Annotated in this window: 22 protein-coding genes; 20 read left to right on the top strand and 2 right to left on the bottom strand. The window is 58.4% G+C overall.

The window, feature by feature from the left end; all coding sequences use genetic code 11:
* Window positions 1-7 precede the first annotated feature (7 nt).
* The 14 genes from sdhB (at window position 8) to C1896_13560 (ending at window position 18,444) form a co-directional block, all read left to right on the top strand.
* Window positions 8-712 carry a succinate dehydrogenase iron-sulfur subunit gene (gene sdhB, locus C1896_13625; protein ID AZZ45846.1) on the top strand — a complete coding sequence of 235 codons (705 nt, stop codon included), beginning with the start codon at window positions 8-10 and terminating at the stop codon, window positions 710-712.
* Window positions 713-1,003: 291 nt separating this feature from the next.
* Window positions 1,004-3,835 carry a 2-oxoglutarate dehydrogenase E1 component gene (locus C1896_13620; GenBank protein AZZ45845.1) on the top strand — a complete coding sequence of 944 codons (2,832 nt, stop codon included), beginning with the start codon at window positions 1,004-1,006 and terminating at the stop codon, window positions 3,833-3,835.
* Between the two features lie 68 nt (window positions 3,836-3,903).
* Window positions 3,904-5,127, top strand: coding sequence for a dihydrolipoyllysine-residue succinyltransferase (locus tag C1896_13615; GenBank protein ID AZZ45844.1), 1,224 nt, complete (start codon window positions 3,904-3,906; stop codon window positions 5,125-5,127).
* A 93-nt stretch (window positions 5,128-5,220) separates the two neighbouring features.
* On the top strand, window positions 5,221-6,657 hold the full coding sequence (lpdA, locus tag C1896_13610; GenBank protein AZZ45843.1) for a dihydrolipoyl dehydrogenase: 1,437 nt from the start codon (window positions 5,221-5,223) through the stop codon (window positions 6,655-6,657).
* Window positions 6,658-6,834: 177 nt separating this feature from the next.
* Window positions 6,835-8,001 carry an ADP-forming succinate--CoA ligase subunit beta gene (locus tag C1896_13605; protein ID AZZ45842.1) on the top strand — a complete coding sequence of 389 codons (1,167 nt, stop codon included), beginning with the start codon at window positions 6,835-6,837 and terminating at the stop codon, window positions 7,999-8,001.
* The gene (locus C1896_13600; GenBank protein AZZ45841.1) at window positions 8,001-8,888 is read left to right on the top strand and encodes a succinate--CoA ligase subunit alpha; all 888 of its coding nucleotides are present in this window, start codon (window positions 8,001-8,003) and stop codon (window positions 8,886-8,888) included. Before C1896_13605 ends, C1896_13600 begins: the two co-directional genes overlap by 1 nt.
* Before the next feature lie 272 nt (window positions 8,889-9,160).
* A complete protein-coding gene (brnQ, locus tag C1896_13595) occupies window positions 9,161-10,480 on the top strand; it encodes a branched-chain amino acid transport system II carrier protein (protein ID AZZ45840.1) in 1,320 nt (439 codons plus the stop codon).
* A gap of 83 nt (window positions 10,481-10,563) precedes the next feature.
* Window positions 10,564-11,289 carry a DUF599 domain-containing protein gene (locus C1896_13590; GenBank protein ID AZZ45839.1) on the top strand — a complete coding sequence of 242 codons (726 nt, stop codon included), beginning with the start codon at window positions 10,564-10,566 and terminating at the stop codon, window positions 11,287-11,289.
* 54 nt (window positions 11,290-11,343) lie between these two features.
* The gene (locus C1896_13585; GenBank protein ID AZZ45838.1) at window positions 11,344-11,802 is read left to right on the top strand and encodes a PaaI family thioesterase; all 459 of its coding nucleotides are present in this window, start codon (window positions 11,344-11,346) and stop codon (window positions 11,800-11,802) included.
* A complete protein-coding gene (locus C1896_13580) occupies window positions 11,799-12,245 on the top strand; it encodes a PaaI family thioesterase (protein ID AZZ45837.1) in 447 nt (148 codons plus the stop codon). Before C1896_13585 ends, C1896_13580 begins: the two co-directional genes overlap by 4 nt.
* A 43-nt stretch (window positions 12,246-12,288) precedes the next feature.
* Complete coding sequence (locus C1896_13575) at window positions 12,289-13,536, top strand: MFS transporter (GenBank protein AZZ45836.1); 1,248 nt, start codon at window positions 12,289-12,291, stop codon at window positions 13,534-13,536.
* Window positions 13,537-13,679: 143 nt separating this feature from the next.
* A complete protein-coding gene (locus C1896_13570) occupies window positions 13,680-15,587 on the top strand; it encodes a molecular chaperone HtpG (GenBank protein AZZ45835.1) in 1,908 nt (635 codons plus the stop codon).
* A gap of 176 nt (window positions 15,588-15,763) precedes the next feature.
* Window positions 15,764-16,786 (top strand): 5-oxo-L-prolinase, encoded by a 1,023-nt coding sequence (locus C1896_13565; protein ID AZZ45834.1) that lies wholly within the window; start codon window positions 15,764-15,766, stop codon window positions 16,784-16,786.
* Window positions 16,787-17,205: 419 nt separating this feature from the next.
* Window positions 17,206-18,444 carry a serine/threonine transporter SstT gene (locus C1896_13560; GenBank protein ID AZZ45833.1) on the top strand — a complete coding sequence of 413 codons (1,239 nt, stop codon included), beginning with the start codon at window positions 17,206-17,208 and terminating at the stop codon, window positions 18,442-18,444.
* 122 nt (window positions 18,445-18,566) lie between these two features.
* Here C1896_13560 and C1896_13555 read toward each other — a convergent pair whose 3' ends face one another.
* Entirely contained in the window at window positions 18,567-19,784 is a 1,218-nt protein-coding gene (locus C1896_13555; GenBank protein ID AZZ45832.1) for a beta-ketoacyl-[acyl-carrier-protein] synthase I, read from the bottom strand.
* A gap of 11 nt (window positions 19,785-19,795) precedes the next feature.
* Window positions 19,796-20,311 carry a 3-hydroxyacyl-[acyl-carrier-protein] dehydratase FabA gene (locus tag C1896_13550; GenBank protein AZZ45831.1) on the bottom strand — a complete coding sequence of 172 codons (516 nt, stop codon included), beginning with the start codon at window positions 20,309-20,311 and terminating at the stop codon, window positions 19,796-19,798.
* Window positions 20,312-20,728: 417 nt separating this feature from the next.
* Between C1896_13550 and C1896_13545 the strand changes: the two genes are divergently transcribed.
* The 6 genes from C1896_13545 to C1896_13520 all read left to right on the top strand — a co-directional run bounded on the left by C1896_13545 (window position 20,729) and on the right by C1896_13520 (window position 24,864).
* Window positions 20,729-21,751 carry an NAD(P)H-dependent glycerol-3-phosphate dehydrogenase gene (locus C1896_13545; GenBank protein AZZ45830.1) on the top strand — a complete coding sequence of 341 codons (1,023 nt, stop codon included), beginning with the start codon at window positions 20,729-20,731 and terminating at the stop codon, window positions 21,749-21,751.
* Between the two features lie 19 nt (window positions 21,752-21,770).
* On the top strand, window positions 21,771-22,109 hold the full coding sequence (locus C1896_13540) for a DUF4389 domain-containing protein (GenBank protein AZZ45829.1): 339 nt from the start codon (window positions 21,771-21,773) through the stop codon (window positions 22,107-22,109).
* Window positions 22,106-22,564 carry a phosphohistidine phosphatase SixA gene (sixA, locus tag C1896_13535; GenBank protein AZZ45828.1) on the top strand — a complete coding sequence of 153 codons (459 nt, stop codon included), beginning with the start codon at window positions 22,106-22,108 and terminating at the stop codon, window positions 22,562-22,564. The genes C1896_13540 and sixA overlap by 4 nt, the downstream gene beginning before the upstream one ends.
* 76 nt (window positions 22,565-22,640) lie before the next feature.
* On the top strand, window positions 22,641-23,096 hold the full coding sequence (locus C1896_13530; GenBank protein ID AZZ45827.1) for an esterase: 456 nt from the start codon (window positions 22,641-22,643) through the stop codon (window positions 23,094-23,096).
* Between the two features lie 107 nt (window positions 23,097-23,203).
* Entirely contained in the window at window positions 23,204-24,010 is an 807-nt protein-coding gene (locus C1896_13525; protein AZZ45826.1) for an alpha/beta hydrolase, read from the top strand.
* Complete coding sequence (locus tag C1896_13520; protein AZZ45825.1) at window positions 24,007-24,864, top strand: alpha/beta hydrolase; 858 nt, start codon at window positions 24,007-24,009, stop codon at window positions 24,862-24,864. Before C1896_13525 ends, C1896_13520 begins: the two co-directional genes overlap by 4 nt.
* Window positions 24,865-24,917 lie beyond the last annotated feature (53 nt).

Below are 24,917 nucleotides of genomic sequence, written 5' to 3'. Positions count from 1 at the left end.
CGCTGATATGTTGCAAGTGAGCGTATATCGCTATAACCCGGATAAAGACGCCAAGCCCTACATGCAGGACTTTCAGGTCAATACCGATGGTAAGGACCTGATGGTGCTGGACGTGCTCGCCCTCATCAAGGAACAGGACGAAGGCTTCTCTTATCGTCGTTCATGCCGTGAGGGGGTTTGTGGCTCTGACGGCATGAACCTGAACGGCAAGAATGGGCTGGCCTGCATCACACCACTCTCGTCTGTAGTCAAAGGCAACAAGCTTGTGGTTCGTCCGCTACCTGGTTTGCCAGTTATTCGTGACTTGGCGGTGGATATGGGCATCTTCTATAAGCAGTACGAGAAGGTTCGCCCTTATTTGATGAACGATACACCGGCTCCGGCTATCGAACGTCTGCAGAGTCCGGAAGATCGAGAGAAGCTCGACGGTCTGTACGAGTGCATCCTTTGCGCTTGTTGTTCGACGAGCTGCCCGTCCTTCTGGTGGAATCCAGATAAGTTCCTCGGGCCCGCTGCGCTGCTGCAGGCATATCGCTTCCTGGCCGACAGCCGCGACACCGAAACCGAGAGCCGTCTGTCTGCGTTGGACGATCCGTTCAGCGTGTTTCGCTGCCGGGGTATCATGAACTGCGTCAGCGTCTGTCCGAAAGGGTTGAATCCGACCAAGGCTATTGGCCATGTTCGGAACATGCTGCTGCAGAGCGCAACCTGATGCCCCCGAGGTGTCTGCGGTTATTGATGGTAGTTGCAGATCCTTAATGCTTCACCGCGACACCTACGGCGCCAGAGTTCAAACTCGGCGCCGTAGTCTTAGTAGGAATCCCAGCTCACAAAGCCGGGGTTTCGCTCTGAAAATTTGATGACCAGCAGGGGCATCCGGGGTGGTTCTCGGAAACTATCTGCGCGGTCCGTAGTGGCTTTACCTGGGTCGCTGCTTCAGAACTTGGGAAGTCATGCTGCGGTCTCCACGCTGGTGGTGTCTCCTTATCGAAGGTGACCAGACATGCAAGAAAGCGTAATGCAGCGCATGTGGGACAGTGCCCACCTATCCGGTGGTAACGCTGCCTATGTGGAAGAGCTCTACGAGCTCTACCTGCACGATCCCAACGCTGTGCCCGAAGAGTGGCGCACCTATTTCCAGAAGCTGCCGGTCAGCGGTGGCGCTGCGGCCGATGTATCGCATTCGACAATCCGCGATCACTTCGTATTGTTGGCCAAGAACCAACGTCGTGCTCAGCCTGCTTCAGCCGCTAGCGTCAGTAGCGAGCATGAGAAGAAACAGGTCGAAGTCCTGCGTCTGATCCAAGCTTATCGGATGCGTGGCCATCAGACTGCTCAGCTCGACCCGCTTGGGTTGCAACAGCGCCCGGCTCCAGCTGATCTGGCTATCAATAACTATGGCTTGACCGACGCAGATCTGGATACGGTGTTCCGTACCGGCGACCTTGCCATGGGCAAAGATCAGGCCACCTTGCGTGAGATTCACCAGGCGCTGCAAGAGACTTATTGCCGCACTATCGGGGCTGAATTTACCCATATCGTCGATTCAGACCAGCGCACCTGGTTTATCCAGCGGCTCGAGAGCGTTCGTGGACGTCCGTCCTTTTCGCCTGAAATCAAGAGCCACCTGCTTGAGCGCCTTACAGCTGCTGAAGGTCTCGAAAAGTACTTGGGTACCAAGTATCCGGGTACCAAGCGTTTTGGTCTGGAAGGTGGTGAGAGCCTTATTCCGTTGCTGGACGAAATTATCCAGCGATCAGGCTCTTACGGCACCAAGGAAATCGTCATTGGCATGGCCCACCGCGGCCGTCTCAACGTGCTGGTCAATACCTTCGGTAAAAACCCACGCGACCTCTTCGACGAGTTCGAAGGCAAGAAGGTCGAAGGGCTCAGCTCCGGTGATGTTAAGTATCACCAGGGCTTCTCCTCGAACGTCATGACTCCGGGTGGCGAAATACACCTGGCGATGGCGTTTAACCCTTCGCACCTGGAAATTGTTTCGCCAGTGGTTGAGGGCTCAGTTCGCGCTCGTCAAGATCGTCGTTGCGATGCGGTGGGTGACAAGGTACTGCCGGTCACCATCCACGGTGACGCCGCCGTTGCGGGGCAGGGCGTCGTTATGGAAACCTTCCAGATGTCCCAAACTCGTGCATACCGCACGGGCGGCACCATCCGGATCGTGATTAATAACCAGGTTGGCTTCACCACCAACAAGCAGGAGGACGCGCGCTCCACCGAGTACGCGACCGACGTCGCAAAGATGATTCAGGCGCCGATCTTCCACGTGAACGCGGATGATCCTGAAGCGGTTCTGTTTGTCACCCAGCTTGCTGTTGACTACCGGATGCAGTTCAAGCGCGATATCGTCATCGACCTGATCTGCTATCGGCGTCGCGGTCACAACGAAGCGGACGAGCCCAGCGGCACTCAGCCGCTCATGTATCAGAAAATCGCCAAACAGCGCACCACGCGTGAGCTGTATGCCGATGCTCTAACGCAATCGAGCGTGCTCGACAATGATCAGGTCCAGGCCAAGGTCGACGAATACCGCGCCGCGCTTGATAACGGTCTTCACGTGGTCAAGAGCTTGGTCAAGGAGCCGAACAAGGAGCTGTTCGTCGATTGGCGGCCGTACTTGGGCCATACCTGGACTGCTCGATACGACACGCGTTTCGAGCTAAAAGCGCTGCAGGAATTGTCCAGCAAGATGCTGGCGGTGCCGGAAGGCTTCGTCGTTCAACGTCAAGTGTCGAAAATTCTCGAAGACCGCCAGAAGATGGGTGCCGGTGCGCTTGCCATCAACTGGGGCTATGCCGAGACACTGGCTTACGCGACCCTGCTGTTCGAAGGTCATCCAGTTCGCATCAGTGGCCAGGACGTTGGCCGCGGGACCTTCTCGCACCGCCACGCGGCGTTGCACAACCAGAAGGATGGCAGCACTTACATCCCGCTCCAGCATCTCTACGAAGGCCAGCCTCGCTTCGACCTGTACGACTCCTTCCTGTCGGAAGAGGCGGTACTGGCGTTCGAGTACGGCTATGCCACCACCATGCCTAACGCATTGGTAGTATGGGAGGCGCAGTTCGGTGACTTTGCCAACGGTGCTCAGGTCGTCATCGACCAATTCATCACCAGTGGCGAGCACAAGTGGGGCCGTCTGTGCGGATTGACGATGCTGCTGCCGCACGGTTACGAAGGCCAGGGGCCGGAGCATTCGTCCGCGCGCCTGGAGCGTTACCTGCAGCTGTGCGCCGAGCACAACATTCAGGTATGCGTGCCGACAACGCCCGCTCAGGTCTATCACATGTTGCGCCGCCAGGCGATCCGCCCGCTGCGCAAGCCTCTGGTAGCGCTGACGCCGAAGTCGTTGCTGCGTCACAAGCTGGCAACGTCGACCCTGGAAGACTTGACCCAAGGTTCGTTCCTGACTGTGATTCCGGAAATCGATCAGATCGATCCGATCAAGGTCGAACGCGTTGTCATGTGCAGCGGCAAGGTCTATTACGATCTGCTGGATAGGCGTCGCAACGAAGGCCGCGAAGACATCGCCATTGTTCGCCTGGAGCAGCTATATCCGTTCCCGGAAGATGATCTGGCTGAGGTGCTAGCGCCTTACCAGAACGTCAAGAGCATCGTCTGGTGCCAGGAAGAGCCGATGAACCAGGGTGCCTGGTATTGCAGCCAACATCATATGCGTCGCGTTGCCGTCGCGCATAAGAAGGAGCTGTTCCTGCAATACGCGGGTCGTGAAGCCTCTGCAGCACCTGCAGTCGGTTATGCCTCCATGCACGCCGAACAGCAGGAAAAACTGCTGCAGGACGCCTTCACCATTTAATCATTCTTGCAAGAGGCCGCGGACACCGCGGCCTCGATGTAAAAACCGAATCAAATAGGACCCAGCTAATGGCTATCGAGATCAAAGCCCCTCAATTTCCGGAATCGGTTGCTGACGGCACCGTTGCGACCTGGCACAAGCAACCGGGCGATGCGGTAAAGCGTGACGAACTGATTGTCGACATCGAGACCGACAAGGTTGTTATGGAAGTGCTAGCCGAAGCGGATGGCGTGCTGACCGAAATCGCCAAAAACGAAGGCGACACTGTGCTCAGCGGTGAGCTGCTTGGCAAGCTGGACGCTGGCGCTACGGCTTCAGCTCCAGCTGCTGCGCCTGCAGAAGCCGCCGCTCCGGCAGCCGCTCCAGCATCGGCACCTGCAGCGGGTGGAGAAGACGCGATCCTCGCGCCTGCCGCGCGCAAGCTGGCCGAAGAAAACGGCATCGATCCGAACAGCGTAAAGGGCACTGGCAAGGATGGGCGGGTAACCAAAGAAGATCTGGTTGCTGCCATCGAGGCCAAAAAATCGGCTCCGGCAGCCGCCAAGCCCGCCACTAGTGCAGCATCGGCCCCTGTTTCTGCTGCTGGTGACCGCACCGAGAAGCGCGTGCCGATGACGCGCCTTCGCGCGAAGGTTGCCGAGCGCCTGGTTGAAGCACAGTCGAACATGGCGATGCTGACCACCTTCAACGAAGTCGACATGACCGAAGTCATGGCGCTGCGCTCGAAGTACAAGGATCTGTTCGAAAAGACCCACAACGGCGTGCGTCTGGGCTTCATGTCCTTTTTCGTCAAGGCTTCCGTCGAGGCTCTGAAGCGCTTCCCCGCGGTCAACGCGTCGATCGACGGTACCGACATCGTCTACCACGGCTATCAGGACATCGGCGTCGCTGTCTCCAGCGATCGTGGTCTGGTCGTTCCGGTGCTGCGCAATGCCGAGCTGATGAACCTGGCCGAAGTTGAAAGCGGCATCGCCACTTTTGGCAAGAAAGCGCGTGATGGCAAACTGTCGATTGATGAGATGACTGGCGGCACCTTCACCATCACCAACGGCGGCACCTTCGGTTCGATGATGTCGACCCCGATTGTCAACCCGCCGCAAGCCGCTATCCTGGGCATGCACAACATTCTGCAGCGTCCGATGGCCGTTAACGGCCAGGTGGTCATCCGACCGATGATGTATCTGGCGTTGTCCTACGACCATCGCCTTATCGATGGCAAGGAAGCGGTCAGCTTCCTGGTGACCATCAAAAACCTGCTGGAAGATCCGGCCCGTTTGCTGCTGGACATCTAACAAGCGTCACGGGCTGCAGTTGGCAGGCTAGGCAAGTGCCGGGCCTGCTGTCTGCGGCCTTTGATTTTTTAGCTGCACTCAAGAGGATTCGTAATGAGCCAGAAATTCGACGTCGTCGTGATCGGTGCCGGCCCCGGCGGTTATGTTGCAGCCATTCGCGCAGCGCAACTGGGTCTGAAGACCGCCTGTATCGAAAAATATCAGGGCAAGGAAGGCAAGACCGCGCTTGGCGGAACCTGTCTGAACGTCGGTTGCATTCCGTCCAAGGCGCTTCTGGACAGCTCCTACAAGTTCCATGAAGCCCACGAGAGCTTCAAGGTTCACGGCATCAGCACTGGCGAAGTGGCCATGGACGTTCCGACCATGGTGGCCCGTAAGGACCAGATCGTTAAAAACCTGACTGGCGGTGTTGCCGGTCTTATGAAGGCGAACGGTGTAACCGTGTTCGAGGGTCACGGCAAGCTTCTCAGTGGGAAGCAGGTCGAGGTCACTGGCCTGGATGGCAACACGCAGGTACTCGGTGCGGAGAGTGTAATCCTCGCCTCCGGTTCCAAGCCCGTCGATATCCCGCCGGCGCCGGTCGATCAGAAGATCATTGTCGACTCGACAGGCGCTCTGGACTTCCAGAGCGTGCCGAAGAAGCTTGGCGTTATCGGCGCCGGTGTCATTGGCCTCGAGCTGGGATCGGTCTGGGCTCGCCTGGGTGCAGAAGTCACCGTCCTCGAAGCCATGGACAAGTTCCTGCCGGCCGCCGACGAACAAATTTCCAAGGAAGCCTTCAAGGTCCTGAGCAAACAGGGCCTGAATATTCTGCTGGGCGCCCGTGTGACCGGTTCGGAAGTGAAGGGTGACGAGGTCACCGTCAACTTCACCAACGCTGAGGGAGAGCAGCAGCAGACCTTCGACAAACTGATCGTTGCAGTTGGTCGCCGTCCTGTGACCACCGATCTGCTGGCCGCTGATGCAGGCGTCGACATGGATGAGCGTGGCTTCATCTTTGTCGACGACCAGTGCGCGACCAGTGTTCCAGGCGTTTATGCCATTGGTGACGTGGTCCGTGGCGCGATGCTCGCGCATAAGGCATCGGAAGAGGGTGTGATGGTTGCCGAGCGGATCGCGGGCCACAAATCGCAAATGAACTACGACCTGGTTCCGTCGGTCATCTATACCCATCCGGAAATCGCATGGGTCGGTAAGACTGAGCAGGCGCTGAAAAGCGAAGGCGTAGAAATCAACGTGGGCACCTTCCCGTTCGCAGCCAGTGGCCGTGCCATGGCTGCCAACGATACGGCGGGCCTGGTCAAGGTCATCGCTGACGCCAAGACCGACCGTGTACTGGGTGTGCATGTCATGGGGCCGGCTGCAGCCGAACTGGTTCAGCAGGGCGCCATCGGCATGGAGTTCGGCACCAGCGCCGAAGATCTGGGCATGATGGTCTTCTCGCACCCGACCATGTCCGAAGCGCTGCACGAAGCTGCGCTGGCGGTGAATGGTCACGCGATTCACATCGCTAACCGCAAGAAGCGCTAATAGCGCAGCAACGAGCAGCGGCTCGCGCTGGGCTTTTATAGGCCTGGCGCGGCCGTCGAATACCTTCAAGCAAGGTATGACAGGTCCCTGAAAGGTATCTTCGATAGTTTTCAGCGACTTGAGGTGACGCCGCTGCAATGTGGCGTCTGATGCACATCAAACCGAACGGTAGCTAAGATGAATCTTCACGAATATCAGGGTAAGCAACTGTTTGCCGAGTACGGATTGCCGGTTTCCAAGGGTTATGCGATCGACAGCCCCAAAGAAGCGGCTGAAGCCTGTGATCAGATTGGCGGTACCGAGTGGGTAGTTAAGGCTCAGGTACATGCTGGCGGTCGTGGCAAGGCGGGTGGCGTCAAGCTGGTCCGTAGCAAGGACGAAGCCCGCGCATTCGCCGAGCAGTGGCTAGACAAGCGCTTGGTGACCTATCAAACCGACGCCAATGGACAACCGGTCAGCAAGATTCTCGTTGAAGCCTGCACAGACATCGATAGAGAACTGTACTTGGGCGCCGTGGTTGACCGTGCTACTCGTCGGGTGGTCTTCATGGCCTCCACCGAAGGTGGCGTCGACATCGAAAAGGTCGCTCACGACACGCCGGAAAAAATCCTCAAGGCAACCATCGATCCGCTCGTCGGCGCTCAGCCGTTCCAGGGCCGCGAGTTGGCATTCCAGCTCGGCCTGAAGGGTGATCAGGTCAAGCAGTTCGTCCACATTTTCGTGGGCCTGGCCAAGCTGTTCGTCGACTACGATCTGGCTCTGCTCGAAGTCAATCCGCTGGTCGTCAAGAAAGACGGCAATCTGCACTGCCTTGATGCCAAGTTGAATATCGATAGCAACGCGATCTATCGCCAGCCCAAGCTGCGCGGTATGCAGGACCCGTCCCAGGATGACCCGCGCGAAGCTCACGCAGCGAAGTGGGAGCTCAACTACGTTGCACTGGAAGGCAACATCGGCTGCATGGTCAATGGTGCAGGTCTGGCCATGGGCACCATGGATATCGTCAATCTGCACGGCGGCAAGCCGGCGAACTTCCTCGACGTCGGCGGCGGCGCTACAGAAGAGCGCGTGACTGAAGCGTTCAAAATCATCCTGTCCGATGAAAACGTCGCGGCTGTCCTGGTTAACATCTTCGGCGGCATCGTCCGTTGCGACATGATTGCTGAAGGCATTATCGGTGCGGTCAAGGAAGTCGGCGTCAAGGTTCCTGTGGTCGTCCGTCTCGAAGGCAACAATGCTGAACTCGGCGCCAAGATGCTGGGTGAAAGTGGTCTGAATATCATCGGTGCGACGAGCCTGACCGATGCGGCCATTCAAGTCGTCAAAGCCGCGGAGGGCAAGTAATGAGCGTCCTGATCAATAAAGACACCAAAGTTATCTGCCAGGGTTTCACCGGTTCGCAAGGTACCTTCCACTCCGAGCAGGCCATCGAATACGGCACCAAAATGGTCGGTGGCGTGACTCCTGGCAAGGGCGGCACAACTCATCTGGGCCTGCCGGTATTCAACACGGTTAAAGAAGCAGTCGAAGCGACTGGCGCGGATGCATCAGTGATCTATGTTCCGGCACCGTTTTGCAAGGACTCCATTCTTGAAGCAGTGTTCGGCGGTATCAAGCTGATCGTCTGCATCACCGAAGGCATCCCAACTCTCGACATGCTCGAAGTGAAGATCAAGTGTGACGAAATGGGTGTTCGCCTGATTGGCCCGAACTGCCCAGGTGTGATTACGCCTGGCGAGTGCAAGATCGGTATCCAGCCGGGTCACATCCACATGCCGGGTAAGGTTGGCATCGTGTCTCGTTCGGGCACTCTGACCTACGAAGCGGTCAAGCAGACCACCGACGCTGGTTTCGGTCAGTCCACCTGTGTGGGTATCGGTGGCGATCCTATTCCAGGATCGACCTTCATCGACATCCTCAAGTTGTTCCAGGAAGACCCGCAGACCGAAGCGATCGTCATGATCGGTGAAATCGGCGGTTCCGCCGAAGAGGAGGCAGCCGCCTATATCAAGGCCAATGTCACCAAGCCGGTGGTCTCCTACATTGCTGGTGTGACGGCTCCGGCGGGCAAGCGCATGGGGCATGCCGGTGCGATCATTTCCGGCGGCAAGGGCACCGCGGACGAGAAATTCGCTGCGCTGCAAGACGCTGGCGTGAAGACTGTTCGTTCGCTCGCCGATATCGGCAAGGCGCTGGCGGAAGTCACTGGCTGGGACGCCAAGCAGGCCTGATCCCCACCTAGTGGCACCCGATGCCAGTCAGCTTCTCTGACTGGCATCTTCGTTTCTGCAGGACGATAACGGCGTTCTGGCTTGGTCCGAGCGAATATGCCTAGCGGCGTCCGTCTTCTCGCACCATCTCGTTTTGGGGAGTACGACTCCTCGCCCTCGCTAGTCATTTCGATTAAGGTGCGTGCTTTTTTCGCGCGGCGCAGCATGAGCCGTATCCGGGAGTTCACGCTTGGTGCGTGTCGTGCCAGAACCTTCTGTAGTGGGATAGTTCAATGATTCGACTGAAAGGCCTTGATCTGCTGGCCCTAGGCTTCATGACGTTCGCGCTGTTTCTCGGCGCAGGCAATATTATCTTTCCACCCAGTGCCGGGCTGGCTGCAGGGCACTCGCTCTGGTTTGCAGCACTGGGGTTTCTGTTGACTGGCGTCGGGTTGCCTTTGTTGACTGTGGTCGCGCTGGCACGGGTCGGCGGCGGCATGGATCGCTTAACCGCCCCGCTGGGGCGTGGCGCCGGCACGCTGCTGGCGGTAGCGGTGTACCTGGCCATTGGTCCACTGTTCGCTACGCCTCGGACGGCAGTGGTGTCGTTTGAAATGGGCGTTGCGCCCTTTACCGGCAACGCAGCTATCCCCCTTTTCGTTTATACGGTTCTGTTTTTTTCGGCGACATTGTTCCTGGCGATAAATCCAGGTCAGTTGGTGAACCGGGTCGGCAAGTTCATCACGCCTGTATTACTGGCTGCGTTGCTGGTGCTGGGCGGCGCTGCGGTGTTCGCGCCGGCTGGCGACATCGGGACCACAGCTGAGAGCTACCGTAACGGTCCCCTGCTGAAAGGATTTCTAGAAGGCTATCTGACCATGGATACCTTGGGCGCGCTGGTATTCGGCATTGTGATCGCGACCGCCATCCGTGATCGAGGCGTATCCGAGCCGGCGCTGGTGACCCGTTACTCGATGATTGCTGGCGCCATAGCCGCGCTTGGTCTGTCGCTGGTGTACCTCGCGCTGTTCTACCTGGGCGCAACTAGTCAGGGCATTGCCGGTGAGGCGCAAAACGGCGTGCAGATCCTTACGACTTACGTGCAACACACCTTTGGTACTACGGGCAGTCTGCTGCTTGCAGTCGTGATTACGCTGGCCTGCCTGACAACCGCAGTCGGTTTGACGACCGCCTGTGGCGAATTCTTCAGCGGCTTGATGCCCGTCGGCTATCGCACTGTCGCCGTGGTATTCACGCTTTTCAGCCTGTTGGTGGCCAATCAGGGCCTGACCCAGCTGATCAGTGTGTCAGTGCCCGTGCTGGTCGGGCTCTACCCGCTGGCGATCATGTTGGTCGCATTGAGTCTGCTGGATCGCTGCTGGGTTTCGCCCAGTCGGGTGTTCATCCCGGTAATGGCCGTCACGCTGGTGTTCGGTGTTGCCGATGGGATGTCGGCAGCGGGCTTCACCGACCTGGTTCCCGTGTTGTTTACCAGGCTCCCCTTGGCCGCGCAGAGCATGGGTTGGCTGGTTCCAGTGCTGGTGACTCTGGCGATCGCGTTCGCCGTGGATCGGCTGCTTGGTCAACGCCGACTCGCATCAGATGCCGGTTGACTCGGCCGCACGATTGGTTCTCGAGACGTCTAGCAAGCGGTTTCGCTGGCTATAATCAGGCGCATGCGTCCAGAGGGTTCTACATGCTCATTCCCAATCATTTGCTGCCTCATCTGGTTGCTGTCGCGTGGTTCGTACTGTGCTGGGCCGGCTACACCCGCTACGCAAGCTGGCGGGGCAGGGACACCGCATGCCTCGCCAGTGTCCTGCATTTGTATCGGCAGGACTGGATGCGGCGCATGCTGCTGCGCGATAACCGCATCGCCGATGCCAATGTGATCGGCAACCTGGAGCGCAACGCGGCATTTTTCGCATCCAGCACCTTGATCATCCTGGCTGGCATACTGACCGCGCTGGGCGCGTCCGAACGTGCTGTTTCGCTGTTGGCGGATCTGCCGTTCGCACAACCGGTCAGCCGTGGGCTTTCGGAAATCAAGCTGTTGGCGTTGGCGGTGGTGTTCGTTTATGCGTTTTTCACTTTCAGCTGGTGCATGCGGCAGTACAACTTCGCTGCTGTGCTGATTGCCTCGGCGCCGATGGCGGGTGAGCGCAATGTGAATGACCTTGAGCGCAAGTCATTCGCCGAGCGGGCTGCAAGGGTCATCTCGATGGCGGCAAACCAGTTCAACTTCGGCCTGAGGGCTTATTACTTCGGAATGGCCACCTTATCCTGGTTCATTCATCCCTGGTTCTTCATGACCGTAACGACCGGGGTGGTACTGGTCTTGTATCGCCGAGAGTTTCATTCCGATGTGCTTGAAGTCATGGTGTTCACGCCAACCTTGCCTATCGAGCCGCCCAAGGAGTGAGGGGCTAGCCAGTAGAGCCGGTAAACTCTGTGGTTTGGACTTTTGAGAGTTCGCATGAGCGATAGTTTGATATTGGAGCGCACCCAGCGCTTTCTTTCCCTGTTACGCCACTGTCAGGTCCTGGGCATGCGTGTCGAGCATGCGAGCGCCAAGGGGCTCACGTTGTGCCTTCCTTATAGTGAAAAGATCGTCAGCAATCCTGAGACCGGACGCGTCCACGGCGGGGCGATCACGACATTGATGGACACCACTTGCGGTATCTCCACGGCGTGCGCACTGCCTGAGCTCGAGATCTGTCCCACGCTTGATCTACGCATTGATTACATGCATCCCGCCGAACCAAATCATGATGTGTTTGGCTTTGCTGAGTGCTACCGCGTAACACCGACAGTCATTTTCACCCGTGGAGTCGCTTATCAGCGTGATATCAACGAACCGATTGCACACGTTGTGGGTGCTTTTATGCGCATGGGCAAGAACAGCCTAATGAAAGCACCGGAGGCACCGCAATGAGTGTTCCGGACCTGGACGCGTTGGTCCGTGAGGCTCACGCCAGCAATGATTACGATGTGCTTCTGAACATGGTGCCGTACGCCAGGCTCATCGGTATCGAGTGCTTGCGGCTGGGCGATGAGATGGTGTTTCGGCTGCCAAAGAACCAGGACAATATCGGCAATCCTACGCTTCCAGCCATCCACGGCGGCGTGATTGCTGGCTTCATGGAGCATGCGGCAATGCTCCATCTGCTGATGTTCATGGGCGCGCCACATTTGCCCAAAATCATCGACTTCTCGATAGATTATCTTCGAGCGGGTCACTATCGTGACACCTTCGCCGCCTGCCAGGTCTGGCGCCAGGGCCGCCGTGTGGCCAATGTTGCCGTGACGGCCTGGCAAACCAATCAGGCCGAACCGATCGCTACTGCACGTTGCCACTTCAAGGTCAACGAGCCCTGATAGGCCTGGCCGGTGCCACTAGTAGTTGTCTCGAAGGTGTTGAATGGATGCGTTGCTGATACTGGGTGGGCTACTGCTGATTGTAGCGGGTCTGGTCTGGTTGATCGTTCTGGCGTTCGGTACGGGCTTGTTGTGGGGCGTCGGCTGTCTGCTACCCCCGGTGACTCTGCTCTATATCGCGCGCCACTGGAATAACGCCCGGAAGGCGGTGGGGCTGTCCGCTTTGGGCTTTATCCCTCTTGTAGTTGGGTTTACGTTGCTTGCTAACCACGATCCGGAGCGAATCGCAGCCATCACGAGCCTTGAATGGCTCGAGTCGGATGAGAAGCAGGACCAGCAGCTGAGTTTTCGCTTGCACGGGCAGCTCGATGGCAGGCCCTTCGAGCCTAGGGTTGGCAGCTTCACGGATGGCGTACTCATACTGCGTGATGGGGATCAGCTGTTTGCCCAGCAGGAAGTGAGCATTCGCCTTGGCGAAAAGCCGCCTGGAGCTGTGCAGGTCGATGTGCTTCCCGAGGACACCGGTGCTGTCCCGGAGATAGAAATCAACTGGATGCGTCCAGAACAACAGCTACCTGAGGCGCGCCGAGTTCGAAGCGGCTACACCTTACATCTGGATCTGCAGCCGGTGCCGCCGAACAAGCTGGCCGGTGACTTCCATCTGGTCTTGCCGGCCCATTACCACACGAGCCTCAGTGGACACATCGAACTGTTCACCGACAACCTGCGTTATCGTTCGGGCCAGGTGGATCTGACGCATGACTCGGCTGACACACTCGCTTATGTGGCCAAGGATCATCTGCAGCGACGCTTCGAGACGCGGGCAGTGACCATCGGGGCGCTGCCTGCTGTTACCTTCCCTGCGCCGAGCATGATCCTCTCGGTGCAAGCCGAAGTTGAAGGTTCGCCGAGTCTTTTCGAACTCAATATGCACAAGGGTGACCAAGGCTGGGAGGTCGTCGACGATACCTATCCGCCGCTGAAGGCTACAGTCGAAACCCAGCCAAAGGTTGCTACGACCCAAGCAACACCACTGCCCGATAGCGCCGCTTCGGCCCGAATCGATCGCCGCCAGCGGTTCTCTCTGGCGCGGTTGCTGCGCAATCCGGAACGCTACGAACATCTGCAAATACGCGCCCATACCAAGCGCGGTGGTGTTGCGGAAGGGCGCTTCAAAGGGCTTGATCGGGACGGCAACCTGTCTATTAGGCAACGGCTGAAAGGGCCGGGGGAGGCAGTGTTCAATCTCAGCCCCGACGATATCGTTCGGCTTGAGCTACTCGAGCCTTAGTGGGCCTAGCAGGAAGTCGCTGTACAAGGTCTGCAATGGCACCCAGGCATGCATTGCACTTGAATTTTAGCGCCAAGCCCCCATCTGCTTGTCATCGCCGCAGTCGCGGTCCGTGCCATTGACGATGTGGAGTTTGCAAGACGATGAGTGTGGAGACTCAAAACAAAGAAACCCTGGGCTTCCAGACCGAAGTGAAGCAGCTGCTTCACCTGATGATCCATTCCTTGTATTCAAATAAGGAGATCTTCCTTCGCGAGCTGATTTCCAACGCCTCGGATGCTGCTGACAAGCTTCGCTTCGAGGCGCTGGCCAAGCCTGAGCTGCTTGAGGGTGGAGCCGATCTGAAGATTCGTGTCAGCTTCGATAAAGATGCCAAGACCGTCACTCTCGAAGACAACGGCATCGGCATGAACCGTGAAGACGTCATCACCCATCTGGGCACTATCGCCAAATCGGGTACGGCTGATTTCATGAAGCACCTGACCGGTGACCAGAAGAAGGATTCACACCTGATCGGTCAGTTCGGCGTGGGCTTCTATTCCGCCTTCATCGTCGCGGAGCAGGTTGAGGTGTTCAGCCGCCGCGCCGGTACGTCTGCAGAAGAAGGCGTGTATTGGTCCTCGAAAGGCGAGGGCGATTTCGAGGTTGCGAACATCGAAAAGCCGGAACGTGGCACTCGCATCGTTCTGCACCTCAAGTCTGGCGAAGAAGAGTTTGCCGACGGTTGGCGCCTTCGCAACATCATCAAGAAATACTCCGACCACATTGCGCTGCCGATCGAATTGCCGAAAGAGTTTCATGGTGAGGAGAAAGACAAGCCGGCCGAGACCGAGTGGGAAACCGTCAACCGAGCCAGCGCCCTCTGGACCCGTCCACGCACCGAGGTGAAGGACGAGGAATACCAGGAGTTCTATAAGCACGTCGGGCACGACTTCGAGAATCCGTTGGCCTGGAGTCATAACAAAGTTGAGGGCAAGCTCGAATACACGTCGTTGTTGTTCGTTCCTGGCCGCGCGCCGTTCGACCTGTATCAGCGAGAAGCACCCAAAGGACTGAAACTCTATGTCCAGCGGGTCTTCATCATGGATCAGGCCGATGAGTTCCTGCCGTTGTACCTGCGCTTCATCAAAGGGGTAGTCGATTCCAACGACCTATCGTTGAACGTGTCCCGCGAGATCCTGCAGAAGGATCCGGTGATCGATTCGATGAAGTCGGCACTGACCAAGCGCGTGCTGGACATGCTGGACAAGCTGGCCAAGGACAAGCCGGAGGACTACAAGAACTTCTGGAAGCAGTTCGGTCAGGTATTGAAAGAAGGCCCGGCGGAAGATTTCGCGAACAAGGAGAAGATAGCCAGTCTGCTGCGTTTCGCTTCCACCCACGATGGTTCCGGCGAGCAAAGCGTGTCGCTGGCTGAGTACCTAGCTCGCGTCAAGGATGGGCAGGACAAGGTCTACTACCTCACCGGCGAGTCGTATGCGCAGGTCAAGAACAGCCCGCATCTGGAAGTCTTCCGCAAGAAGGGTATCGAGGTGTTGCTGCTGACCGATCGTATCGACGAGTGGCTGATGAGCTACCTGACCGAATTCGATGGCAAGCAGTTCGTTGATGTCGCCCGCGGTGATCTGGACCTCGGCAAGCTGGACTCCGAAGAGGACAAGAAGGCTCAGGAAGAGATCGCCAAAGCAAAGGAAGGCCTGGTAGAGCGCCTCAAGACAGCGCTTGGTGATGAGGTTGCTGAAGTGCGCGTATCGCACCGTCTGACTGATTCGCCGGCAATTCTGGCGATTGGTGAGCAAGACCTGGGCTTGCAGATGCGCCAGATCCTCGAGGCCAGCGGACAGAAGGTGCCGGAATCGAAGCCGATTTTCGAGATCAACCCGGCACACCCGCTGATTGAAAAACTCGACGCCGAGCCGGATGAAGACCGCTTCGCCGATCTTTCGCACATCCTCTTCGATCAGGCTGCGCTGGCGGCAGGGGACAGCTTGAAGGACCCTGCAGCTTATGTGCAGCGCCTCAACAAGCTGCTGGTTGAGTTATCCGCTTAACCTGATCTGCCGCAAAAAAGGCCCGTCACTGACGGGCCTTTTTCGTTCAGCTGCGTTTGCTGAAAGAATCAGGGTAAACCAGGCATTAAACGCGGCTCGCTTGTAACAGCGTTATCGCGTTATGAACCGCCAAGCGACTGGACGGTCTATCTGCGTGCTCATCAGGAGGACATCGGTTGCTCAACATACGAAACTGTCTCGCCGCGTTTTGCCTGGTTGTCTCGGCTGCACCGGTACAGGCACGGGACTACCACTATAGCGACGCCCATCTGCATTTCGTCGACTTTTTCCAGGAAAGCGATGGCATGGACCAGCTGCTTAAAGCCATGGACAAGGGCGACATTGATCACGTGATGATCAGCGGTATACCGGTCGCTAAGAAATGGCACGAGAACGAGCCCAAACGCCCTCGCTACTACGCGGGCGATGACGCGGCCGTCTACTGGTACAGCGCGACCGATGTGGTGGTCGCTGCGGCGCTCAAGGAGTTAGACGAAGAGCAGCGCAAGCGCTTCCATCCGTTTCTGTCGGGCTTCAATCCGAATGACAAGAACGCCGACGCGCATATCCGTCGGATGCTCGATATGGACCCAGGTCTGTGGCAGGGACTTGGTGAGATCTTCACTCGGCATGATGATGTGACGGCTCTGACTCAGGGCGATACGCCCCGTGCCAACAACGAAGCGTTAACGCGGGTCTACCACCTGGCAGCCGAGTTCGATCTGCCGGTCATGCTGCACTCAAACATCACCTCCAAGCGCGAGCGCAATCCGCTCTATCTGGCTGAATTGGAAGAGCCGCTGCGTAACCACCCGCATACACGCTTTATCTGGGCGCATGCTGGTACCAGCAAGGAGCTTCATCGTCACCAGAAGAAGCTGGACTTCCTGTTACCTACCGTCAAACGCCTGCTCGATGACTATCCGAATCTATACGTCGATTTGTCATGGACCATGCTTCGTCCGTATCTGCTGGACAGCGCAGGCGCACCCGATCCCGACTGGGTGGCTTTGGTCGCGCGGCATCCTACGCGCTTCATGATTGGTTCAGATGTTGTGGGGCGCTTCGAAGGTTTGGGAGAGGCGATGCACGCATTTGATCCTTTCCTCGATGCGTTGCCCGAGGCCGTGGCACGCAAAGTGGCGCGTGACAATTTTCTCGCTGTACTTCCGCGTAAGCGGCAGGCGGAGGTGCGGTAAACACTGAAGTGGCGCCAGTTGGCCGTCGGATGGCTCCATGTGCCGCTCTTCACGCCTTCTCAACGCCAAGATTTCAAGATGCCCGTTCCTGCTGATTGATGAAGATTCGTGACCTGTCTCTTCAGCCATCTTTGGGTTCTAACCAGGCCAGCGCCCCGAGCCAGGAGCGGGCATCGCTGGGATTAATCTAAACGAGCGGGTAGTACGATTTACCATCTGGCCCGCTTTGTTTCGGCGACGCCCTGCAAGGGGCTTCGTGTTCTGCACTGTGCTACAAGGTGTCAGTCCATCCGTTTTGCCCCGAAGCTGGGCAGATCGGGTGGAGATGCGTACCATCCGGCGTTTTTCGCAGGGCTTCGGCTGTCGCTTCCAGGGCGATGGGCCTCGCCTGATCCAGCCGTCTACGCCGAGACTTCGCTATGTCCAATCCCTCATCTCCTCTAATTCGAGCTTATAACCGTATCGGTCTGGTCACGCAGATTGTGGTCGGCCTTGTTGCGGGCTGTCTTCTGGCCTGGCTGTGGCCCGAGGCCGCAGCGTCAGTCAGCTTGCTGGGAAGTCTGTTCGTCGCAGGATTGAAGGCGGTTGCGCCGGTATTGGTGTTCGTTCTGGTCACTGCGTCGCTAGCCAACCACAAGCGCGGACAGCCGACGCACATTCGTCCGGTTCTGATGCTCTATGCGTTGGGCACGGTCAGTGCGGCAGCCGTAGCTGTTATCGCCAGCTTCATGTTCCCGACAAGCCTGACGTTGGTCAGCCAGGCAAATGACGTCGTACCGCCTGCAGGTGTCGGGGCTGTTTTGAAAACGTTACTGTTCAACGTCGTGGATAACCCGATCCATGCGCTGATCGAAGGTAATTTCATCGGCATCCTGGCGTGGGCGATTGGACTTGGGTTTGCGTTTAGGCACGCGCGTCAGAGCACTCGCGATCTGATCGCCGATGTCTCGGAAGGCGTTACCTTGATCGTCAAGGTCGTCATCGGGTTTGCTCCGCTGGGTATCTTTGGTCTGGTAGCGGGGACCTTAGCCGAGTCCGGCTTTGCCGCGCTGGCCGGTTACCTGCAGCTCCTGATGGTGCTGGTGGGCAGCATGCTGTTCATGGCGCTGGTGGTTAACCCCTTGATCGTGTTCTGGCAGATTCGCCGCAACCCTTACCCGTTGGTGTTCACCTGCTTGCGGGAGAGCGGTATCACTGCGTTCTTTACCCGCAGCTCCGCAGCCAACATCCCGGTGAACATGCAATTGTGCGAGCGCCTCGGGCTGCATAAGGACACCTACTCGGTTTCGATCCCGCTTGGTGCGACCATCAATATGGGTGGGGCGGCTATTACCATTACGGTGCTGACATTGGCAGCCGTGAACACGCTGGGCATCGTTGTGGATATCCCGACGGCGATCTTGCTCAGCCTGCTCGCGGCGGTTTGTGCCTGCGGTGCCTCTGGTGTCGCTGGCGGTTCGCTGTTGCTGATTCCGCTGGCTTGCAGCCTGTTTGGGATTTCCAACGATTTGGCGATGCAGGTCGTCGCTGTCGGCTTCATCATCGGAGTAATTCAGGATTCGGCCGAGACTGCGCTGAACTCCTCGACGGATGCGCTCTTTACAGCCGCATCATGCATAGCGCATGGGGATGTGGAAGGACAGATGCAGGCTTCCTGATCTACTGATTTTGTCCAGGTCGCGTTCCGGTTTGGTTACGCGATCTGATGATGGCGACATATAAACATCCACAAACAACAACGGCGCCCTGAGGCGCCGTTGTCGTTTACCAGCTGTGGTGATCAGCCTTTCCAGCGCTTCAGTACCAACGTTGCGTTGGTGCCGCCGAAGCCAAAGCTGTTACTCATGACGGTGTCGATCTTGGCATCTTCGCGGGTTTCGCGAACGATCGGCAGATCCGCGACTTCTGCATCGAGCTCTTCGATGTTGGCCGAGCCGGCAATGAAGTTGCCCTGCATCATCAGCATGCAATAGATCGCTTCGTGAACACCTGCGGCGCCCAGTGAGTGGCCTGACAGGCTCTTGGTCGAGCTGATGGCTGGGATCTTGTCACCGAACATGTTGCGTACGGCCTTGCTCTCAGCGACGTCGCCCACAGGAGTGGAGGTGCCATGGGTGTTCAGGTAATCGACATCACCTTCAACCGTGGCCATCGCCTGCTGCATGCAGCGCAGCGCGCCTTCGCCGCTCGGTGCGACCATGTCGTAGCCATCGGAGGTCGCGCCGTAGCCGACAATTTCCGCGTAGATTTTAGCGCCGCGCTTGAGCGCATGCTCCAGCTCTTCGACCACCACCATGCCGCCGCCACCCGCGATGACGAAGCCGTCACGCTTGGCATCATAGGCGCGCGAGGCCTTTTCCGGCGTCTCGTTGTACTGGCTGGAGAGGGCGCCCATGGCGTCGAACAGGCAGCTCTGGCTCCAGTGCTCTTCCTCTCCGCCGCCGGCAAAGACGACGTCCTGCTTGCCCATTTGGATCTGTTCCATCGCATGGCCGATGCAGTGTGCGCTGGTGGCGCAGGCCGAGGCGATGGAGTAGTTGATGCCCTTGATGCGGAACGGCGTCGCCAGGCAAGCGGAAACCGTGCTGCTCATGGTACGCGGTACACGGTATGGCCCGATGCGCTTGACGCCCTTCTCGCGAAGGATGTCGATGGCTTCCATCTGATTGATGGTAGAGGCGCCACCGGATCCTGCAATGAGGCCGATGCGCGGGTTGGAAATATCCTCGGCGCTGAGGCCTGAGTCTTCCAGGGCCTGTTGCATCGCCAGATAGGCGTAAGCTGCCGCATCGCCCATGAAGCGCAGAACCTTGCGGTCGATCAGCTCTTCGAGGTTCAGATCAACCGAGCCGGAGACCTGGCTACGCAGGCCCATATCGGCATAGGCCTGATTGAAGCGAATACCGGGGCGACTGGCCCGTAGGTTGGCGGAAACGGTGTCTTTGTCATTGCCGAGGCAGGAAACGATACCCAGGCCGGTGATTACGACGCGACGCATGCGGAAGTCCTTCAGAAGCTATCAGTAGATGTAAACAGGCCGACACGCAAACCTTCGGCACTGTAAATCTCGCGACCATCCACGCTGACGGTGCCATCGGCGATACCGAGTACCAGAGAGCGGCTGATGGTGCGTTTGATATGGATGTTATAGGTAACCTTCTTGGCGGTCGGCAGGACCTGACCAAAGAATTTGACCTCGCCAGAACCCAGCGCACGACCACGGCCCGGGTTGCCCTGCCAGCCCAGATAGAAGCCGACCAGCTGCCACATGGCATCGAGGCCCAGGCAGCCAGGCATGACCGGGTCACCTTCGAAGTGGCAGGCAAAGAACCAGAGATCAGGGTTGATATCCAGCTCTGCAACCAGCTCGCCCTTGCCGTACTTGCCGCCGACTTCGCTGATATGAACGATGCGGTCAACCATTAGCATGTTCGGCGCGGGCAGTTGCGCATTACCGGGGCCGAACAGCTCGCCGCGGCTGCAACGGAGCAGATCTTCCCGAGTAAAGGCCTGTTGTTTGGTCATGCGTATTCCTCAATGGTCCCTTTATGGAGGGCTTGCTGCGTTCATCCGACTCGAATAAGCGAGTCCGGCCATAAGACTAGTCATAGACTGCCGCCTTGCGCTGAAAGTCACAGCACAGGGACATGGGTACCGCTCGTTTCGACCAACCACGAGACCACCACGGTAGAAACGGGCCGATACTTTAACACTCCTGATCCGTGACAACGACCATGTGACGTTCTGCCTCTTATAGACCATTGGGGAATGCCGCCCCAGGATGCTGACAACGCAAGCCTGGCCACACGGTCTTTCGCTGTCGCTCGGCGCGACCGGAAATTGTAATCGGATGATTCTGCTGGCATCAGGGTTTGCACTGGTTGCGTGCGGAGCGCTACGTATAATGCTGACCATTGCACTCTGTGCCTAAACGGATCCCCCATGACTGAACAGCAACCCATAGCGGTGCTTGGCGGCGGCAGCTTCGGAACCGCTATCGCAAACCTGCTTGCCGAGAACGGCCACAGCGTCCGTTTGTGGATGCGCGATGCCGAGCAGGCCGAGAGCATTCGCACGCACCGCCAGAATCCGCGATATCTGAAAGGTGTGACGCTGCTGCCAGGCGTCTGCCCTGTCACCGATCTTGGGCAGACGTTGGCTGACTGTCAGCTGATCTTCGTCGCATTGCCTTCCAGCGCCTTGCGCCAGGCCTTGGCCCCTTTCGCTGATCATCTATCGGGGAAGATGTTGGTTAGCACTACGAAAGGTATCGAGGCCCAGGGCTTCATGCTGATGAGCCAGATCCTGGAAGAAATCGCGCCACAGGCCCGAATCGGGGTGATTTCAGGACCTAACCTGGCGCGAGAAGTAGCCGAGCATGCACTGACCGCGACGGTTGTCGCCAGCGACGATGAGGCGCTTTGCCGTTGCGTGCAGCAGGCGCTGCATGGGCGCACGTTTCGTGTCTATGCCAGTTCTGACCGGTTTGGCGTCGAGCTTGGCGGAGCATTGAAAAATGTGTACGCGATCATGGCTGGTATGGCCGCAGCCCTCGGCATGGGCGAAAACACCCGCAGTATGCTGATCACGCGCGCCCTGGCTGAAATGACTCGCTTTGCTGTTAGGCTCGGCGCAAATCCGATGACGTTTCTCGGGCTGGCAGGGGTGGGAGACCTGATCGTCACGTGCACCTCGACGAAGAGTCGCAACTTTCAGGTGGGCCATGCTCTTGGTGAGGGGTTGAGTCTCGATGAGGCGGTGTCGCGGCTGGGTGAAGTGGCCGAAGGCGTCAATACCATCAAGGTATTGAAGACCAAGGCCGAGGAGCTACAGGTCTACATGCCACTGGTCGCGGGTCTGCATGCCATTCTGTTTGAGGGGCGTACGCTGGATCAGGTGATTGCGCTGCTGATGCGCGGTGAACCGAAGACCGACGTGGATTTCATTTCCACCGACGGTTTCTGATACGACAACGGAGCTACCAATGAACACATCACACCGCAGCGCAGAGCGCGAGTCGCTGATTCTGCGCGCACTCTGGATGCTGATTTTCTTTTTTGTCTGGCAGTTGGCCGAACTGGCCCTGCTGGTTGTAATCGTGGCGCAGTTGGTGCTGCAGGCGGTGAACGGCAAGGCCAACGACAGCTTACTGGAGTTCGGTGACAGCCTCAGCCAGTACGTGGCGCAGATAGGCCGTTTCGGCACGTTCAATACCGATCGCAAGCCTTGGCCGATGTCCGATTGGCCGAAACCGCGTCCGGCCGATAGGGAAGCGGTGCCTCCAGTACAGCCGGCCCCACCAAAACAGGAGCCGCAGCCATGATGTTGTGGCTGTTGCGCCACGGCGAAGCCGAGCCCCGCAACCGGACCGATGCCGAGCGTAACCTCACCGCTGCGGGTCGAGTCGAAGTGGAGCGCGCCGCCGCGCATCTACAAGGGCAACCGCTGCAGGCCATTCTGGCAAGTCCCTATCAGCGAGCCCAACAGACCGCTGAGATCGTCCGGCAGGCGCTCGGTTTTAGCCGATCGGTGGAAACCGTACCCTGGTTGACGCCGGAATCTGATCCGGCCGATGCGCTGCTTTATCTCGATCGTCGTAGCGAACAGCACGTGTTGCTGGTCACCCATCAGCCCTTTGTCGGTGTGTTCGGCGGGTGGCTGGTCAGTGGTCACCGCGACGCGCCCATTCCGATGGCAACCGCTAGCCTGGCTGAGTTGGAAGGGGAGCACGTTGCGGCGGGGTTGATGCGCCTGGTTGCGCTGCGGCATCCAGTCTAATTGCACTAGCTACTATCGATGCTGCGCTTGCAACTGCAAGTGACTTGCGCAGACAAAACAAAAACAGGAGCGATACGTGAGCATTTGGCAGCGACCACCGAGCCTCGAACAACTCAACGCCAACCGTCAGAACACCATTGTCGAGCTGCTAGATATTCGTTTCGAAGCAGTCGAAGAGGATTGCCTCACAGCCAGCATGGTCGTTGACTCCCGTACTCACCAGCCCTATGGGTTGCTGCACGGCGGTGCTTCGGTAGTGCTCGCTGAGACCGTTGGGTCCATGGCCAGCTACCAATGCATCGACCCGAGCCGATTTTATTGTGTCGGCCTCGAAGTGAACGCCAACCATATCCGCGCGGTACGCAGCGGTCGTGTCACCGCGGTCTGTCGTCCGGTTCATCTGGGACGGTCCAGCCACGTCTGGGACATACGGCTGCACGGGGATGACGGCAAGCTGAGCTGCATTTCGCGTTTGACTGTTGCGGTCGTGCCGATTGGCGAAAACAGTCCGCAGCCTATGGAGGCGTCGTAGGCGCTCTGTTTGGCAGGACTGCCTTTGCTTCTGCCGCTTCGGCCGATTGCCGTTAAGGGAAGGGGCGCCAGACAATGGCCGTCGTGTCCATCCAGCGCCTATAACTCATGACGCAACGCATTTTTTTCGCTCACGCCAACGGTTTTCCATCTGCCACCTATCGCAAGCTGTTTGAAGACCTGACGCCCGAGTACGCAGTCACCCACCTCGATCAGCACGGTCATGACCCGCGCTTCCCGGTCGATGACAACTGGCAGAACCTGGTGCAGGAGCTGATTGAACAGCTAGCGGCGTTGCAGGAGCCGGTCTGGGGAGTCGGGCATTCGCTTGGTGGAATGCTGCACTATCACGCCGCCTTACAACGCCCGGAGCTTTATCGCGGGGTGGTCATGCTCGATTCGCCTATGCCGACCTGGCTGGATCAAACCTTGATCTGGGCGGGTAAACGCTTTGGTTTCATTGATCGTCTGACGCCCGCGGGGCGTACCCTTGGTCGTCGCGAACAGTTCAGTTGCGTCGACGAAGCGCGGCGTTACTTCGCCAGCAAAGCACTGTTTCGCGCTTTCGATCCTGCCTGCCTGGATGCGTATGTCGAGCATGGGCTCGAGCCGACTGCTCAAGGGGTGCGTTTGCGCTTCGACCCGGAGACTGAAATTCGTATCTATCGCAGCGTGCCGCATGTGACGCCCGGCTGGCCCCATGCGCTGAAGATGCCACTGGCTGTCGTGCGGGGACGTGAAAGCCGAGTTGTGCTGCCCCATCATCTTTATCTGCTACGACTGGTCGCCCACGGCGAGGCGCATACCTTGCCCGGCGGGCATATGTTTCCGCTCGAGCGACCGGGTGAAACCGCGGCCCTGCTCAGGCAGTTGTTCGGTCGCTGGACCGAACTGGACAGGCGGGGTGCCGCATGAGTGTCACGTTCGAAGAGATCCGCCTGAGCCTTCCACATATCGAGGTAGCGGCTCACCTGTACGGTCCGGAGGACGGTCAGCCGGTCATTGCTTTGCACGGCTGGCTGGACAATGCGGCCACCTTTTCGCGTTTGGCGCCGTTGCTTGAGGGCGTCCGGATCGTTGCGCTAGACCTGCCAGGGCACGGGCATTCCGATCATCGACCGCTTGGGGCGGCGTACAACATCTGGGACTACGCGCACGACGTCTTGCAGACGGCCGAACAGTTTGGCTGGAAGCGGTTTTCTTTATTGGGGCACTCGATGGGCGCCATCGTGTCGGTGTTGCTGGCCGGTGCCATGCCTGATCGGGTCGAGCGACTGGCCCTGATCGACGGGGTGATCCCCTATACCGGCGAAGCCGAAACGGCGCCGCAGAAGCTTGGGGAATCGCTGCAAAAGTTGCTTGTCGTCGACGACAAGCGAAAGCCGGTCTACGCCAGCTTCGAGCAGGCTGTCGCGGCGCGCATGAAAGGCGTGGGGGCTGTCAGCCATGAGGCAGCCGAGCGGCTCGCGCAGCGAGGGTTGATGCCGGTTCCCGGTGGTTATACCTGGCGCACTGATGCGCGTTTGATGCTGCCGTCGTCGATGCGCCTGACTCGTGCCCACGCGTTGGCATTCGTGCATGGCGTGGCCTGTCCGGCGAGCCTGGTGCTGGCAGAACAAGGTTTGCTGACCCAGCCGGCCATGCTCGAACTGACCCAGGCCTTGCCATTCGTGCTGCATCGGTTGCCCGGCGGCCATCACCTGCACTTGGACGATGAAGTCGGGGCCGAAGCGGTGGCGGCAGTTTTCAACCCGTTCTTCGCAGGGTGAATCGAGGCAGGACGGGATTACGCAAGAATCTGTCGCAAAGCCCCGCTTGACTT

The sequence above is a fragment of the Pseudomonadaceae bacterium SI-3 genome (assembly GCA_004010935.1).
In the GTDB taxonomy this organism is placed as follows: domain Bacteria; phylum Pseudomonadota; class Gammaproteobacteria; order Pseudomonadales; family Pseudomonadaceae; genus Stutzerimonas.
The sequence above is the reverse complement of the archived record's forward strand: the minus strand, read 5'-3'. Positions and strand labels throughout refer to the sequence as shown.

Coding starts and splice junctions, on each gene's coding strand:
- C1896_13570 (AZZ45835.1), top strand. CDS start 13,680: ATGAGTGTGGAGACTCAAAACAAAGAAACCCTGGGCTTCCAGACCGAA.
- C1896_13560 (AZZ45833.1), top strand. CDS start 17,206: ATGTCCAATCCCTCATCTCCTCTAATTCGAGCTTATAACCGTATCGGT.
- brnQ (AZZ45840.1), top strand. CDS start 9,161: ATGATTCGACTGAAAGGCCTTGATCTGCTGGCCCTAGGCTTCATGACG.
- C1896_13550 (AZZ45831.1), bottom strand. CDS start 20,311: ATGACCAAACAACAGGCCTTTACTCGGGAAGATCTGCTCCGTTGCAGC.
- C1896_13555 (AZZ45832.1), bottom strand. CDS start 19,784: ATGCGTCGCGTCGTAATCACCGGCCTGGGTATCGTTTCCTGCCTCGGC.
- C1896_13590 (AZZ45839.1), top strand. CDS start 10,564: ATGCTCATTCCCAATCATTTGCTGCCTCATCTGGTTGCTGTCGCGTGG.
- C1896_13605 (AZZ45842.1), top strand. CDS start 6,835: ATGAATCTTCACGAATATCAGGGTAAGCAACTGTTTGCCGAGTACGGA.
- sixA (AZZ45828.1), top strand. CDS start 22,106: ATGATGTTGTGGCTGTTGCGCCACGGCGAAGCCGAGCCCCGCAACCGG.
- C1896_13585 (AZZ45838.1), top strand. CDS start 11,344: ATGAGCGATAGTTTGATATTGGAGCGCACCCAGCGCTTTCTTTCCCTG.
- C1896_13540 (AZZ45829.1), top strand. CDS start 21,771: ATGAACACATCACACCGCAGCGCAGAGCGCGAGTCGCTGATTCTGCGC.
- C1896_13580 (AZZ45837.1), top strand. CDS start 11,799: ATGAGTGTTCCGGACCTGGACGCGTTGGTCCGTGAGGCTCACGCCAGC.
- C1896_13615 (AZZ45844.1), top strand. CDS start 3,904: ATGGCTATCGAGATCAAAGCCCCTCAATTTCCGGAATCGGTTGCTGAC.
- C1896_13525 (AZZ45826.1), top strand. CDS start 23,204: ATGACGCAACGCATTTTTTTCGCTCACGCCAACGGTTTTCCATCTGCC.
- C1896_13600 (AZZ45841.1), top strand. CDS start 8,001: ATGAGCGTCCTGATCAATAAAGACACCAAAGTTATCTGCCAGGGTTTC.
- C1896_13520 (AZZ45825.1), top strand. CDS start 24,007: ATGAGTGTCACGTTCGAAGAGATCCGCCTGAGCCTTCCACATATCGAG.
- sdhB (AZZ45846.1), top strand. CDS start 8: ATGTTGCAAGTGAGCGTATATCGCTATAACCCGGATAAAGACGCCAAG.
- C1896_13545 (AZZ45830.1), top strand. CDS start 20,729: ATGACTGAACAGCAACCCATAGCGGTGCTTGGCGGCGGCAGCTTCGGA.
- C1896_13620 (AZZ45845.1), top strand. CDS start 1,004: ATGCAAGAAAGCGTAATGCAGCGCATGTGGGACAGTGCCCACCTATCC.
- lpdA (AZZ45843.1), top strand. CDS start 5,221: ATGAGCCAGAAATTCGACGTCGTCGTGATCGGTGCCGGCCCCGGCGGT.
- C1896_13575 (AZZ45836.1), top strand. CDS start 12,289: ATGGATGCGTTGCTGATACTGGGTGGGCTACTGCTGATTGTAGCGGGT.